Below are 15,743 nucleotides of genomic sequence, written 5' to 3'. Positions count from 1 at the left end.
TACCGCCTCCGCGACCACCACGCACGGGCCGACCAACTCCGCCGCACCACCACCGGGACCCGTCAACCACTACAGTGACCGACGCCGCAAGGTGGGGAATTTCGGTGAGCACAACCGGGGAAATTCAGAGAGCGCCATCAGGACGCCATCGTCCCGAGTAGGACGGCCAACACAGCGGCGAGTAGGACGGCAAGGAAAGCCCTCAGACCTCGAGGAATCACGAGTCGTCCTCATGCAGGGGCCTTTGCAGCCAGTCCGGGTCCGCCTCGTAGAACGCGTCGCCGATGTCCTGCTGGTGGAACCCAAGTTCGGTCAGGGCCTCGATAAGCGCGCCCTGGCTGGTGGGTCCTGAGGTTTCCCACCGGACATCGTCACCGTGCGAGGGCGTCACGCTCGCGGTGTAGCCGTTCTCGACTCGCTGGATCCGAAGCAGCATCGCTACTCGTCCAACCAAACTCGGACGTAGTTCCGCGGACAACTGGAGCCGCCCCGTCGTAGGCGTACACGGGTGACGTAGGTGGTGCGGTGAGCTCTTTGGCTGCGGCCTGAACGACACCGATGCCGGCCAGGAGGAGGGCGAGGCCCACGAGGGCCGTGAGCACTGCTCGGACGACGACAACAGGTCGACGGGCCGTGTAACCCTGCGGAACCAGGCCGATGAGCCGTCCCGGCGCCTCGAGCGGCTCTAGACAGGTACTCACCACAGCCAGCTCACGTCGGTCACCGATCAGAGTCATCGGCGACATGATCGAGCCAGTCACTCAGAACCTCCGACAACCCTGCGAGGTCCACGGAGTCAGGCGAGCGATCGGTGTTGCCCGCTCGTGAGATGGCGCGACGCAGCGAGGCCGCTGTTTCGCGATCTAGGTGAAGGGTCAGGAAGTTCGCTGGATCCACCGCTGTCGCGAAATCGGACATGCCGCTGTCCTGGATGAAGCTCACGAGTTCGTCGGCTTGCGCACGAGTGAGGCCCGGCACGTCGAGCGTCCACGCTTCTCCCTGGTCCGAAGCCCGGGTCATGGTGCAATCCAGTTCAGGTCGTAGTCGTAGGTTCCAAGCCGAGCTCCGGCGCGGAGTTCCTGAACACTATTGGCCATCTTCCAGAGCCCGCCCGTGTGTGACGTTGTGTCCTGGGTGATGAAGGTCTTCCCGTTCGTGAACACCTTCTCGCCGCGAGAGATGTAGTTGGTCGGGCGGTAACCGACGCGTTCGGCCATCTGAGCCGCCTGGGAGTTGGTCAGTCGTCCGCCAGAGCCGGGGATGCGGACCGAACCAGTGTCGTCAGCCCAATCTAGGCCGCGCAGGCGGGACACGAGACCGCCCCCGCTATCGACTGCTGTGTCTGCGGCGACCCCAGCGGTACCGATCTTTGCGATCGGTGCGAGGTAGGCGACGCTGCCGACAACGGCTTGGCTCCCGATTTGGACGGCTTCGTTGGTGCAACCACGTTGGTAGAGGTCGTAGGCCTGAGCGAATTGGTCGCGGAGTTGTGCGGCAGGGTTGAGGTTGTCGATGCATTGGAGAGTGCCCTCTAGGCCGGCGCCGTTCCACTGATCGAAGCCTGCGTTGCAGGCATCGACCCATCCGTTGTAGGTGTCGACTGGGTGGGCGACGGCGTTGCCGGCGTTGTACATGAACGCGCCGATGCCCGCCAGCACAGAGCATCCGACAGAGTCTGCGCCGTTGTCACACAGCCACATGCCGCTGGGGTCGGTCTGGAGCGTGACGCGTGCGTTGGTGTAGCCGTAGAGGCTGCCGAATCCCCCGGTGGGACCTGCGGAAGGGACAAGGCCAAGGGGGTCGCGTGCAGTGAGTTGAGTGGTGTTGGGCAGGTATTGGCGTGCTCTGAGGTAGTAGCTGCCGTCGGTGTCGGGCAGTGCACCGGTCCAGCCGAGTGCCGGGGCGGGCCCGGTCGGGGTGGTAGGGGAGCCGATGGGGGCACGGGTCTGTCCGTAGGGGGTCCAGTCCTGGCTGGAGCCGATGACGGCCGCAGGGGTGGTGAGGTCTGTGATTCCAGCGAGGGGGTCGTGGGAGTACCAAGCGTTGGTGCCGTCGGTGGTCTGGCTGATCGGAGTGCCGGTGCCGCCCTGGTCGTAGCGGAGGGTGGTCGTGGATGCGGGCGCGGGTCCGGCTCCGTCGGGGTCGGTGCTGATGGTGGCGAGGATGGTCAGTGGGCTGTTGGTGTCCCACGTGTAACTGGTCGTGGTTCCGGTGGTGGGGCCGGCGGTGACCAGGGCGTGGGTGCGGTTGCCGTCGCCGTCGTAGGTGTAGCTGGTGGTTGTGGCGGGGGTGGTGCTGGTCGCGGTGAGTCCGTCGAGCCGGTAGGTGTAGGCGTGTCCGGTGCTGTCGTTGGTGAGGTTGCCGTCGGCGTCGTAGGTAGGGGTGGTGGCTGCGGCGGTGCCGGTTTGGGTGCTGGTGATGCGGTCGCTGGTGTCGTAGGTGCGCGTGGTGGTGGTGCCGGGTGCGGCGCCGTCGCGTTGGGTGAGGGGGTTGCCGTCGAGGTCGTAGGTCCAGTGTTGGTCGGCGGTGCTGGGGGTGCAGGTGGTGGTGTAGCAGACGTCGGTGAGTCGTTCGTTGGGGTCGTAGAGGTACGTGCGGGTCTCGCTGGTGCCGTTGCGGGTGACGACGGTGGTGGTGGGTTGGCGGTTGTTGTCGCGGGTGACGGTCTGGCTGGTCAGGACGGTGGAGCCTGCGGTGGTGGTGATGCTGGTGAGGGCGTTGGTGGCGTCCCAGGTGCGGGTTTCGGTCGTGGTGTTGGGGAGTGCTGTGGCGGTGGTGTTTCCGGCGTCGTCGTAGGTGAAGGTGGTGGTGCCGGTGGGGGCGACGACCTTGGTGGGTTGTCCGGCGTTGTCGTAGGTCCAGGTTTCGACGCTGGTGTCGGGGCGGGTGCGGGTGAGGACGTTCCCGGCGGTGTCGTAGGTGTAGGCCCAGTTGGTGGCGGGTCCGGTGGTGGGGGTGCGGGTGATGGACGTGGTGCGTGAGGCGTTGTCGTAGGCGTAGGTGAGGGTGCCTTCGGCGTCGGTGAGGGTGGCGCGGCGGCTGTCGCGGTCGTAGGTGTAGCCGATGGTGGGTGTGGTGTCGGTGTAGGTCTGGGCTGTGAGGCGGTCGAGGGTGTCGTAGGTGCGGGTGGTGGTGCCGCGGGCGCTGGTGATGGTGGCCAGTGCCCCGTCGGGGGTGTAGGTGTAGGTGCGGGTGGTGGTGGCGGGGTCGGTCTGGCTGATGACTCGGCCCGCGTTGTCGTAGCCGGTGGACCAAATGCCGCCTTCGGGGGCGGTGATGCTGGTTTGGCGGTCGGCGGTGTCGTAGCCGTAGGTGGTGGTGCCGCCGTCCGGCGCGGTGATGGTGGCCAGCCTGCCGGTGGTGTCGTAGGTGTAGCTGGTGGCGTGGCTGAGCGGGTTGGTCAGCGTGGTGGTGCGTCCGTCGGTGTCGTATGCGGTGGTGGTGGTGTGGCCCAGGGCGTCGGTCACGGTGGTGGGGTTCCCGGCCGCGTCGTAGCCGTAGGTGGTGGTGTAGGACCCGGTGGGCGCTCCGGTGGCGTTTCCGCGTGGGTCGGTCACGGTCCACAGTCGCCCGGCGCTGTCCCAGGTCTGGGTGGTGGCGCGACCGGTGGGGCTGGTTGTCGTGGTGAGCGGGTCGACGGTCTTGGTCAGGTTCCCGCCGGCGTCGTAGGTGTAGCTGGTGGTCTTGGATCGGGGGTCGACGCTTGAGGTGGTCCGGTCGGCGTAGTCGTAGGTGTAGCGGGTCAGATCGCCGGCGGGGTCGGTGAGGGAGGTCAGCCGGTTGGTGGAATCGTAGCCGCTGGTGGTGGTGAGCCCGGCGGGGTCTGTGGTCTTCCACGCTCGCCCGGCCGCGTCGTAGGTGGTGGTGGTGACCAGGTCGGCGCCGCCGTTGGGGTCGGGGTTGCTGCTGGTGGTGGGCCGGTCGGCGGCGTCGTAGCCGTAGGTAGTGGTGGCGGCCGCGGTTTGGGTCGGGGTGGCCCCGGTGACGTTGCCGGCGGGCCGTGTGGTGGTGGCGGGCTGGCCGTGGTTGTTGTAGGAGGTGGTGGTCACGGCGCCGGTCGGGTCGGTGACTGAGGTGCAGCGTCCGGCGTCGTCGTAGCCGTAGGTGGTGGTGTGCCCGAGAGGGTCGGTGAGGGTGTCGACCTGGCCGGTGGGCAGGTAGCGCGTGGTCCAGGTGGCGGCGGTGTTGTTGGTGACGGTGGTGCGGCGTCCGTCGGCGTCGTAGCCGTAGGTGGTGACTAGTCCGAGCGGGCTGGTGGTGGTGTTTAGCAGGCCCGCGTCGTCGTAGGTGTTCGTGGTGGTGTAGCCGGCGGGGGTGGCGCCGGTGACGTGCCCGCGCGGGTCGACCCGGGTCAGGACATCGCCGTAGGGGTCGTAGGTGGCGGTGGCGGTCACGGTGGTGTCGCTCGTGCCGGTGACGTGCCCGGCCGGGGTGGTCACGGACGCGGTGAAGCCCTCGGCGGTGTAGGTGTAGGAGGTGGTGTTGCCTCGCGGGTCGGTGACGGTGCTGGTGTCCCCCGGGTGGGCAGGGTTGGTGTGGGTCCAGGTGGTGGTGGCGTTGGTCGTGGCGGTGAGTTTGCGGACCTGGGTGAGCACGTTGCCGCGCGTGTCGTAGGTCCAGGTGGTCGAGGCGCCGGCGGTGGTGATCTGGGTGAGCGGCTCGTTGAAGCTGTTGTAGGTCCAGGTCGTGGTGGTGGTGCCGGGTACGGACCCGTCGGTCATGGTGGCGCCCGACGAGACGGTCTGGGTCAGCCTGTTGCCGCGCCCGTCGAAGGTGGCGGTCGTGGTGCGCCCGGTCGGGTCGGTGCTGCTGGTCTGGTTCCCGGCCTGGTCATAGCCGTAGGTCCAGGTGGCGGCGTCGGCGGTGCCCGGGGCGAGGGTCCGGCTGGTCAGCCAGCCGTTGGTGTAGGCGTCGTCGGTGGTGACACCCGTCGGGTCGCTGACTCGGGTCGTGCGCAGCTGGTCGGTCCCGGAGGTGGTGTCGGTGTAGTCGAAGGTGGTGGTCTTGCTGCGGGCGTCTTGCTGCCAGTCGACCCGCCCGGCGCTGTCGTAGTGGGTGGTGGTGGTCGCGCCGGTGGGGTCGCTGGCCGAGGTCATGCGGTGGTTGGCGTCGTAGGTGTAGGTCCAGGTGCCGCCGCGGGAGTCGGTGACGGTGGTGAGGTTCCCGGCCGGGTCGTACCCGTAGGAGGTGGTCCGGGCCGGTGTGCCGGCGGCTGAGGGGCCGGTGACCGTGGCGATGCGGCCCGCGGTGTTGTAGGTGATGCTCAACGCGCGACCGTCGGCGGTGGTGACCGACACCAGCTGGGGCGGGGTGGCGGCGTTGTAGCCGAGGGTCAGGGTCTCACCGTTGCGGTCGGTGCGGGTCACCAGCCGCCCGCCGGAGTCGAACGTCGCGGTCAGTCGGCCACGGCGGGTGTAGGTCCAGGACCCGGTGGTGGAGTCCTTGCTCAACGTCGCGTGGGTGCGGGGGGTGGTCGCGTAGACCGCCAGGGTCCCGGTCGGGTCGAACACGCTCTGGGCGCCCGACTCGGTGTGCACCGTCACCGGATCCGACCCACTGGCCGGCACGGAAAGGGACTCCAGCAGGGACCCGGCCCACCCGAACCCGAGCGGGGAGTCCTCGGCGGCGGCCAGTGAGGAGTATGTGCGCGTCCACGGCGCCGGATAGCGACCCGGCAGGGTCACATCGGTGGCCGTCTCCCACCACTCGCCGGTGGCCGTGTTGACCGGATCTGCGCTTTGGCACTGGCAATCCATGCTGTCGGGGTTGCCGCCGCCACGGGTGGAGTTCGGATCCAGCGCGCCCACGGTCACGGGTGCGGGCACCGCGACCCGAAGGTAGCCGCCGTTGTCGAGGAAGAAGATGTCATGCCCGTCACTGGCCATCGCCTGCGGTAGGACGAGCGTCGCGGTTGGCCCATACCCGTCGACGGCGGGGACGTTGCCCTGGCTGGGGGCGTAGACCCCCGCGACATCCGCCCAGGCGCCCGTGGTCTTGTCGAACTCAGTCAGCGTCGTGGCATGGGTCGAATAGAGGTATTGGCCGGCGGAAGTGAGCGTCGTGAAGTAGGGGGCGAAGAGATGCCCGGTGGCGTTCGGACGGGGGTCCGCCACCAAAGTCGTGATCGCCGCAGTTGCCAGATCGATCCGATCCAACTTGTTCTCTTGACCGGTCGTGCACGGGCTGGTCGAACAGGGCATCTCCACAATCAGCCAAAGCGCGTCCGCATCGGCGGTCATGGCCCGCAGCCGGCCTGCCCCGGTCTCGGTGGCGAATACCGACATGACACCAGTGCGCGGGTTGATCCGGTAGATGTTCAAGTCGTATCCCGAGCCAGACGTCGGCGACTTCCCGGCCATGTACAGGTAGCCGTCGGGTCCCATCGCCAGTGACCCCGGCGTCCACGACGACGTCAGCGACAGCACAGTCGAGATCGCACCTTCGCTGCCCGAAGCCAGCGATACCCGCTTGATCGTTCCGCAGGTGTCCGCCACATAGAGGTAGTGATCGTCCGTGGTCATCGACGACAGGTAGCGCATGGAGCCGCCAGTCAGACCGTCGGTCCCGCAACCCGAGGTCCCGTAGGGGACGAACGTATCGGTCTGGCGGGTGACCAGGTTGAATCGGCGGATCCCATGGCCGGCCACATACACCGACTGGCCCACCACCGCCATGCCCACGGCGTTGCTGAAGTTCGCCACGCCCGGCACGCCATCCACATCCACGCTCGTGGCGTTACCCGTGATCGTCACGACCTGTGCCAGCGGCATCCCTACCGACACCGTCGCCAACGGGGACAACTCCGAGGGCAAAGCGGTCCCGTCCACGACCCGGCGGACCAGGTTTCGGTCAGAGACCCACAGGCCCGCACCATCCCAGGTCAGAGCCGTCACCGACCCCAACCAGGCATCCGTCCCCGTCCCGTCGAAGATCCCGCTGTCGAACCCGCCGGTGCCTGCCACATCCACGAACGACCCGTCTGCTTTCGCGTAACGGCGGATCGTGCCACCCCAGCTCACGAACACGTACGAGCCGGCGTCCGCGATCGCGTCACCCCCCGGGCCGCCAGCCCCGAATGCGGCACCCGTTCCGCTCACCGACGTGATCGTCCCCGTAGACGGGTCGACTGACTCCAGCCGCGACAGACCCGTCGACACGTTGCGGGCCACAGCCCACAGCGTGCTCGCCGTACCCGCCACAGACCCCAACGTCCACCCCGACGCCTCCGTCGCCACCACACTCGAGGTGTTGCTCGACAGATCCCAACGCACGATCGAAGCCCCGACTGCCACGAACAGCGCCGAGCCATCCAGCACCAGATCAGACTTCGACGACCCCCCAGACATGGTGAACGACCCCAGCCGTGTCGTCGCACCCGTGCTCAGCGACGTTCGCCGTACCAGCCAGGTCGTCCCGCTGCAGTTGCGCACCGTGTACAGGTAGGTGCCATCAGACACCAGACCCGAGGCAGCCCCGAACGTGACACTCGCCGCCGTCGAGCTATCGACCGCGCACGCCGACGACGTCCCCCCACCCGCCAACGTCGTCACCGCCAACGACGACGTATCCACCCGGCGAATCGAATCCACCGTCGACACATACAGCGCCCCAGAGACCAAGACCGAGCCGCCAGGAGTCTTGAAACTCGCCGCGGTCCCAGTCCCGTTCACCGTCGCGTACGTGCCATCACCCGCAACGGTCGACACAGCACCAGGAGACAGCGGGATGTCGGCAAAGGCAGCCGACCCCAACGCGACGACAAGCACAACCGCGACGGCCGCCGCAGCGGACCGCGTCACACCACGCCACACACGCACGACGAACCCCCGTCTGACACCACGGCCCAGTCCAGCCGCACTCAGTGATGCGAAACGGACAATGCCAGCGAGAGACCCTTAGCCGCAAGAGAACCAACGAACCGGCGCCAGGCAACTTTCGAACCGAGGTTGAGCAACGGTCAGGGTCCGTGGCCGCCACACGCGCAAGGTCCTAGCCGGCGGGCGGAACGGTCGATACTCGTCTGGCTCCTACGGATGACAACGCGCGTTGTTGCTGGCTACGTCCCACGAGCGACCAGTAGTCGTGGGGCACGACGACTGTGTTGACGCGACCAAGTGGCGCCAGGCAGGTCGGCGGCTATCGCTGACAACCACGTCATGATGATTCGCGCTACCCGTGGCACCTGGAGATCGGCGACGCATCGAGCTCTTGAAGCACGTCGTGCAAGGTCAAGAACGCTCTCACGCTCGCGAGCACCACGAGATCGTCGGGCCAGGCCATGGCGTCGGCGAGAGCGCTGGTGAGGTCTTCGATCTGCCAACGCAACGTGCGGACTGGAACCACGAGACAGTCCGCGTCGGCACATCGATGGACTTCTTGCTGACTCGTCACATGCTGACCATCCGTCCGCCGACCCGTGGGACGGCGCTCATGCCGCCGGCCGCTGTGGACGACGCGCACCGCCACACAGACGGCACGGGAGACCGCGGCCCTCGTGACCGTCCGCCTGGTAGCCGGCGGACATCAGTGTCCTCGCCGTCGGTCACCTACACGTTGGTCAAGGACCTGGCGGACGGCGCGCACGCGCGCGGGTTCCGGGCGCGGACGGAGAGACGAACCCATGAGACGACGCTGGGCCTGGCGGCGGACGAATTGAAGGACGGCATTCGGTCCGCCGTCGGGAGGGACCTCCCCCCAAGCCAGGAGGCGGACGAGATGACGGACTGCGGCTGTGCGAACCAGTCGCTCGGTCGCCTTCGCGGTGGCGGCCGGATGTCAGCCGATGACGACCCGGTGGCCAGCGAAGTCGGCGACCACCTCTACCGAGCCACCGAGTGCCTCGACATAGGCCTTGATGGTGGCCAGGCCAGCCCGGTCGAGCTCACCGCGCTCCAACTCGGACACCGACGGCTGGGTGACATGCATCCGGGCAGCAAGCTCGACCTGGGTGAGCCCCTGCTCCTCGCGGACCTCGCGCAGCCGATAGGTGCGGGTCTCGGCGAGCATCCGGTCCTTGTGTTGGGCGACGGCGTCCTCGCGCGGCGGCCGCTGGGCGCGAACCTCGTCCCAGGACCGGGACCGCTTCGCCGACGAAACCCCGGTCACCTCGTCTCGCGCATCTGCCATTCGTTCGTCACCCACCTGCTCGACCAACCGTCCGGTCTCGTCGCTCGACCCTCAAGCGGAGTATAGGTTGTGACCTATACCGTTAAGGGCTCGATAGCGGCGGCGCAACGGCCAGATCTGGGCCCGAGTCGGCTGGCTAGCAGCATCGCTAGGTCCGCGAGACGACCTGCTCGCCGAAGCCCAGGCCTCGTCACCGTGCGTAACCACGACCAGGAGGGCTGTGTTCATTCTGTGTTCGGACGCGCAGTGATCATGGAATTTGAGGCGATGCGAAGCAGCACGACGATCCACGTAACCGTCTCTCCCCCAACACTTTTCAGCACGGGTCGAAATTGGGCGGCAGCACAAAGAACGGCGCAGACCCGTCTCTTAATCCGCGGGTTGTAGGTTCAAGTCCTACGCGGCGTACGTGTGCGAAGGCCCGGTCCTCGGACCGGGCCTTCGTCGTTGACCTGCGGAAACGCTCCTTCGGGCGCTGATTCTCACGCCCCCGGGCAAGCCTCCGCGAGAGCCTTCGAACAAGCCGTGGTGCCATTTTGGTTGCAATTCTCAAAGTGGGACGCCGCGAGCGTCAGGACCAGTACGCAGCGCTCATCTTGTTGGCGGCGTCGGTGGCGAGCTCGGGCACGACGTGGCTGTAGGTGCCGAGGGTGAGCCCGATCTGGGAGTGGCCGAGGATCTGCATGACCACCCGCGCCGGCACTCCCATAAGCAACAGGGTGGTGGCGGCGGTGTGTCTCGCGTCGTGCAGCCGCGCTGGCCTCACCCCGGCGTCCTGCAGGAGCTGGTCCCAGTCGCGGCGGTCGGCGCGGGAGTCGAGTGGGAGTCCGGTGAGTTGGGCGAAGACGTAGTCGAGGGCGTGCCATTCGCTGCCGGCGTGGAGGCGTTCGGTGTTCTGGGCGACGCGGTGCGCTCGGAGCAGCTCGACGACGGGTTCGGGCAGGGTGATCGTCCGGCGTCCGGCGCGTGACTTGGGCTCGACGAGGACGAGGCCCTGTCCGCGTTGGCGTTGCAGGGCGCGACGGACGGTAAGGGTGGGGGCGTCGAGGTCGAGGTCGCGCCATTGCAGCCCCAGTGCCTCGCCCTGCCGGAGGCCGAGGGCCAGCGCGATCGCCCACCTGGTCCCGTTGCGTCGAGTCTTGGCGGTCTCGAGGATCGCGCGCGCCTCTGCCACGGAGAGGGGTTCGATCTCGTGCTGAGTGACGCTGGGTGCGTCAACGAGAGTGCAGACGTTGCGGGCGATGCGTCCTCGTTGCATGGCGATCTTCAGGGCGCGTGATAGGAGTCGGTGGGCTTGGAGGACGGAGGCGGGGGCGAGGCCGGCGGCGGCCATGTCGGTGTAGAGGCGTTCGACGTGCTCGGGTTGGAGCCGGTCGAGTCGGTGGTGCCCGATCCTCGGCACGATGTGGACCCGCGATAGCGACCGGTACCGCTCGAGGGTGGAGGGTCGGACCCGGCGGGCGGCGACGTTGTCCAGGTACTCCCCCATCCACACTCCGACAGTCGGCGGTGTCCCCGCCGCGAGCGCCGTGCCGGCGTCGCGCTTCGTCTCCAGCGCCCGGACCTTGGCGACGACCTCGCGACGGCTGGTGGCGGTGACATGGCGGCGGTCGCGGCGTCCTCCTTCTTTCAGGCCCATGGAGACGTAGCCGTGCCAGCGGCCGGTGTCGTCCTGGTGGATCGAGGACTCGTTGTTGGCGGCCCGTGATCCCATCGAGCGCTCCTTCCCTCGAGGTGGTTAGTGGGTGTCGATGGCGTCGGCGGCGCGGCGGTCGCGGACGAACGCGGCCAGGGCGTCGACGGGGACCCGGCGCAGGTGCCCGATCGTGATCGTGGCCAGCTGCCCGGTGGCGACGAGGCGGTAGCAGGTGGTGCGGCCGATCCGCAGCCGGCGAGCGGCCTCCTCCACGGTGAGCAGCACCCGCGTCTCCCCCGACGCGGGGTCACCCGACCGGGCGGGGACTGCGGGCGTGATGCGGACGGACGGGTGGGTCCTCATGGGGGTCATGCGGGGTCTCCCTCGTGTTCGGTCGTGCTTCTGACCCGCGGATCGGGTGATCCACGGAATTACAGGGACAGCTCGGGCTCATCGAGATCGAGGACGGGCACGTAGTCCACAGGTATGGCCATGGGCTGTGGACGACTCGGCGGCAGCGTCGGCTGTGGATTCCACGGCCGCGCGCCGTTCAGGGCTTCGGTGGCGGAGGTCTCGGCTCCGCTGGTCGCAAGGATCCCCGCCAGCACGTCGAGCGCGGACTGACCGGCGTTGACGTGGTCGAGGACGTGGTGCGGCTCGTCACCCGCACCGACACCCTCGAGGGGGACGTAGGCGTGGTTGGCGTCGCGGCCGCGGGTCATGCCGACGTAGAGGTGCTCGCGGGTCATCCCGGGTCCGGTGATCACGTGCGCGGTGTCCACGGTCCGGGACTGGGCGCGGTGGGCGGTGATGGCGTAACCGAGCTCGACGTGCTCGGCGACGTAGTCACCCGGCAGCTCCCACACCTCGCCGTCGCGGCCGGGATCGTCGGCGATCGGGGTGACGAGCAGGGCAGCGTCGGGGCAGATCTCGACCACGGTCCAGACCGCGCCGTTGCGCACGAAGTCCCCGTCCGGGCCGGTCAGTCGGCGATCGTTGAGACGAGTGGTGATCCGGTCCCCGACCCCGGCGGTGGTGCCGTCGCGCAGCTCGATCCCCTGGACGCTCGCTCTGCCGGCGAGGGCTCGGTCGGCTCGGGCGCGGGTGTTGAGCTCGAGGACGGTGTCGTTGTCCGCCGCGATCAGCAGCGACTCCCGACCCGCGTCCACGTCGGCGCGCCAGGCGTCGTAGGCGGCGGTCAGCATGGCCTCGCGGTCACCATCGAGGATCCGGCCATGCGACTGATACGTGTCGAGGACGGTGGGGTCGCCGCGGCGCAGGCCGCGGGTGGCGTCGGCCTCCCACGGGTGGGTGAACCGCCACAGTCCGGTCAGCTCGACGGCGTGGGTGACACGGGCCAGCAGTCCGAACGCGCCGCCGGCCTGCACCGCCGACAACTGCGCCGGATCCCCGACCAGAAGCAGCAGCGCTCCGGCCTGCTGGGCCTGGTCCGCGAGGGTCGCGAGGTCGAGGGTGCCGGCGAGGGTGGCCTCGTCGACGATGACCAGCTGACCGGGCCGCATCCGGTACCGGTCGGCCGGGTCGGTGAACCCCCAGTGCAGGGCCATCGACCGTTCGCCGTCCTTCATCTCGGCGACGTGCTGCTGCCGCTCCCAGGTCCGCCCGGCACCGCCGGGCAGGTAGGCGGCGCGGTCGGCGACATCGAGATACCCGTCAGCTCCCGGGCCGGCGGACTTCCAGAGCCAGCGGGCCACCGTCTCGCAGCGGATCCCCAACGACCGCTGCAGCTCGAGCGCCGCCGTCGCCGACGGGGCGAGTCCGATCACCGAGTCCCCGTGCCACCACTGCGACCCCCACAGGTCCGCGAGGGCCTTCAGCGTCGCGGTCTTCCCCGACCCGGCCGGACCGACCAGCACCTGCACCCCGTGCCCGGAGCGCATCACCTGCTCCAGCGCCGCCTTCTGGTCCGCGCCCAGCGTCACACCCTCCATCCACGCCGGGTCCTCTGGCTCGACCGCCGGACCCACCCCGGTCGTCGCCGCGTCGAGGAGGAGCCGCTCCGCCTCGAGGATCCGAGTGGAGGTGTAGCGGCGCGACATCCCGGACCACGGCGATCCGTCGGCAGCGGACGGACCAACCGAGTCGCGGCCGTCCAAGGCCGTGCCGGCGACGGACGAGGCGACGGACACCCCGCGCTCCGGACCATCGGCGGCGGACGGCGCGAGACCGTGTCCGTCGGCGACGGACACGGCGACGGATGGACCGTCGTCGAGCCCGATCGAGGCGACGGACGGTCCGTCGCGCTCGACTGAGGCGGCGGACGGCCCCTCGGGTGTCAGGGCGAGGGTGTCGGGGTGTCCGTCGATCGCGACGCACTGCTCCCGTGCCAGCGCGACCAGGCTCTCGTGGAGCTTGGCTCGGTCCTCGCGTGAGGCCATCGGGACGTGCTTGGTCGCGCGGGCGACCTCGGCCTCGAGATTCCACGCGTTCCAGGTCGAGCGCCGACCCTCCACCTGTGTCACCGCGTAAGTGGCGAAGATGCGCCGGGACTCCGTGCCGATGTCGCGCAGCCGCAAGGGACGCGCGTATTGCCCGGACAGAGCGTCGGCGACCAGGTCCCGCGGCTCCCGGCCGGCGAGCTCGCGGGCGCGCTGCGCCCAAGAGGTCAGCAGGTCCGCCCACGACCGCGCCACCTTCGGCGGGCGGGTGGCCAAGGTCGCGGTCTGGCGCAGCCGGATCTGCTCCACCCGCGTCGGATGCCGTCCGTGCTCGGCGACGAACGCCTCCGTCGCCCGGAACAGATGCGTGGCGATGCCCGTCGACCGCGTCGAGAACGCCTTCAGCAACTCGTCAGGGAACCCGTCGAGCTCAAACGCCGGTGTCGCCCACTCCCCACGATTCCGCCACCGGAACGCCACCGGAAGACGCCGGCTCAGCTCGTCGGCGAGCAGTGCGTCGAACGTTTCCGACAAGGCGACCCCGGCCGCGAACAGCAGCTGCCCGTCCAGGGTCCGCCACGTGCCGTCCGCCGCCTGGACTCTGTTGGCGACAACGACGTGGGTGTGCAGGTTCGGGTCCCCGGTGCGGGTGTCCGGGTGGTCGAACGCCGCCGCCACGATCCCCCGCACCCCGACGCGGGTCGCGCCCGCACGCCCGATCCGAGTGGCGGCCACGCGGGCTTCCAGGATGTCGATGACCTGGTCGACGGCGGCGTGGTGCGCGGCCTGCACCGCCGCCCGCGTCGCTTCGTCGCCGAGCGCCCAGAGCAGGCTGACGGACTTCACCGCCGTGAACGTCAGGTCGTACCCGGCCACACCCGCAGGCCGGGCCACCCCGTCCGCGCCCATCCGGGTCGGGAACGCCCGACCCAACGCCCGCCCCGTGAGGGGATCGCGCGCCATACCGAACACAGCGGTCATCGCAGCCTCAGTGACCTGCGTCCCGCGCTTGAGCCCGCGGCCATCGCCCAAGCACTCCAGCCCCGACCCGAGCCAGCGACCCGGGGGGTTGCCCGACTCGACGTAGTACTCCACCAGCGGCAACTGACCGCGGGGCACGTCGGCCGACGCCGTGTGCGCGAGCAGGTACCGGAACCCGCCCGACGCCGACATCCGATGCACCGACATCACGACCCCCATCACCGCCCTCAGCCCAGGCAGTCGACGACGACTGCACTCACCAGGGAGGTGTGCAGATCGGGAGCGCTACACGCCCATCAGCGCGCAATCCGTGCCGGCGCGGACGATCCCGAACCCGACGGGACGGCGGACAGAACCTCTCCGAACCCGTCGGAACGTCGAGGGACCGGCCCGCGGCCACGACGAGCACCCAGTGCAAGACGAGTGCTGATCATGGGGCCGCATCACTTCCCTCGCGAGGTGCTCGATGGATTCGGCTCACCGTCCCTGACGGGGCGAAGAGCGCGAGCCGTGGAGGATCGCGAGCGCGTGCGAGCGCCATCCGCATCACGTGGCATGGCCGTTCGCTCGAATGTGCTTCGGGTGCCACTGAGCCCGTAGCGTCAGAGGCCTCACCTGCCGCACACTGGAGTACCCATGAAGATGCTCGTGATCGTGAATGGTTCGGCTTACGGCTTGGACTCGACCTACAACGCAATCCGGTTGGCCGGGAATCTCGCTAAGCGAGAAGGCGTCGAGATGACAGTGTTCCTCATGGGTGACGGCGTGACCGCCGCAATGGCGGGTCAGAAGACACCCAATGGCTACTACCAGCTCGACAGCATGCTCACCGTCGTGACACGAGCCGACGGAGGAGATGTCCTATGTTGCGGAACGTGCATGGACGCGCGCGGGATCTCCGAAGACATGCTCATGCCAGGGGCGACTCGCTCGACCATGGACGAGTTGGCAGAGCGCACGATCGCGGCCGACAAGGTACTTGTCTTCTAGCCCGCACTCGGCTCGGTCCGGCGAGACAGGAGGTAGGGCTCGCACTGCTCGCGCGCGGCAGCTTCGGCGCCACATTCATGACACCGCGACCACGGCTCCGTGCAGAACGGGAGGGTCCGCGTCCTGCGCGCCCAGCATTATCTCGGCGTCGAGCAGTTCTTCCCGTTTTCGGCAGCCGCTTGGAAGACAGCGGATAGCTCACCCGGTGTGCCGATCACCAAGACGTTCGGCTAGCCGTTCTGCACCGGGCGAGCCCTTCAGCCCGGAAGGCGTCCGGTACAGGCGGCAGGAGAGACCGGTGGGCTTGCCCTCCTCCGGGAAGAGGTCGGCGCCGCCAGCGACGAAAGTCGGCGATCCGCGAAATTCCAGAGCCATGGCCTGATCTGGCGAGTCGACGACGAACACCTGGATGTCCTCGTCGTGCAGGCCGAGTGAGTCGAGCGCGACACGCAGATCGTGCAGCGCCGGAGCCAGATGGGGGCAGCCGGCGATCGTCAACACGACCAGGTCCAAGTCGTTCACGGCCCTCACCTCTCGACTCCCGGGCGGGCAGACCATACGTCGATCACGAGCACCCGCGTCCAGAAGCCTCGTCCGGCCGCCTCCGCAGT

General features: G+C 68.7%; 9 protein-coding genes. 1 reads left to right on the top strand and 8 read right to left on the bottom strand.

From position 1 onward, the window contains the following. Positions 1-217 precede the first annotated feature (217 nt). The 7 genes from GC157_16275 to GC157_16245 form a co-directional block, all read right to left on the bottom strand. Positions 218-436, bottom strand: a complete 219-nt coding sequence (locus GC157_16275; protein MBI1379016.1) for a hypothetical protein — start codon at positions 434-436, stop codon at positions 218-220. A 284-nt stretch (positions 437-720) separates the two neighbouring features. Further along, positions 721-1,020 carry a hypothetical protein gene (locus GC157_16270; GenBank protein ID MBI1379015.1) on the bottom strand — a complete coding sequence of 100 codons (300 nt, stop codon included), beginning with the start codon at positions 1,018-1,020 and terminating at the stop codon, positions 721-723. Next, a complete protein-coding gene (locus GC157_16265; GenBank protein MBI1379014.1) occupies positions 1,017-7,706 on the bottom strand; it encodes a hypothetical protein in 6,690 nt (2,229 codons plus the stop codon). Before GC157_16265 ends, GC157_16270 begins: the two co-directional genes overlap by 4 nt. 1,069 nt (positions 7,707-8,775) lie before the next feature. Then, positions 8,776-9,126: a helix-turn-helix domain-containing protein gene (locus tag GC157_16260; GenBank protein ID MBI1379013.1), complete on the bottom strand. Its 351-nt coding sequence runs from the start codon at positions 9,124-9,126 to the stop codon at positions 8,776-8,778. Between the two features lie 571 nt (positions 9,127-9,697). Then, entirely contained in the window at positions 9,698-10,840 is a 1,143-nt protein-coding gene (locus GC157_16255) for a tyrosine-type recombinase/integrase (GenBank protein ID MBI1379012.1), read from the bottom strand. Positions 10,841-10,864: 24 nt separating this feature from the next. Continuing rightward, on the bottom strand, positions 10,865-11,125 hold the full coding sequence (locus GC157_16250; protein ID MBI1379011.1) for a helix-turn-helix domain-containing protein: 261 nt from the start codon (positions 11,123-11,125) through the stop codon (positions 10,865-10,867). A gap of 68 nt (positions 11,126-11,193) precedes the next feature. Continuing rightward, on the bottom strand, positions 11,194-14,364 hold the full coding sequence (locus tag GC157_16245; protein MBI1379010.1) for a relaxase domain-containing protein: 3,171 nt from the start codon (positions 14,362-14,364) through the stop codon (positions 11,194-11,196). A 414-nt stretch (positions 14,365-14,778) separates the two neighbouring features. Here GC157_16245 and GC157_16240 point away from each other — a divergent pair, with 414 nt between their 5' ends. Next, the gene (locus GC157_16240; GenBank protein MBI1379009.1) at positions 14,779-15,132 is read left to right on the top strand and encodes a hypothetical protein; all 354 of its coding nucleotides are present in this window, start codon (positions 14,779-14,781) and stop codon (positions 15,130-15,132) included. Positions 15,133-15,330: 198 nt separating this feature from the next. Here GC157_16240 and GC157_16235 read toward each other — a convergent pair whose 3' ends face one another. Further along, on the bottom strand, positions 15,331-15,645 hold the full coding sequence (locus GC157_16235) for a thioredoxin family protein (GenBank protein MBI1379008.1): 315 nt from the start codon (positions 15,643-15,645) through the stop codon (positions 15,331-15,333). Positions 15,646-15,743: the final 98 nt, after the last annotated feature.

The organism is Frankiales bacterium (genome assembly GCA_016125335.1).
Lineage (GTDB): Bacteria > Actinomycetota > Actinomycetes > S36-B12 > CAIYMF01 > Longivirga.
This window is presented reverse-complemented; position numbering and strand designations above follow the sequence as displayed.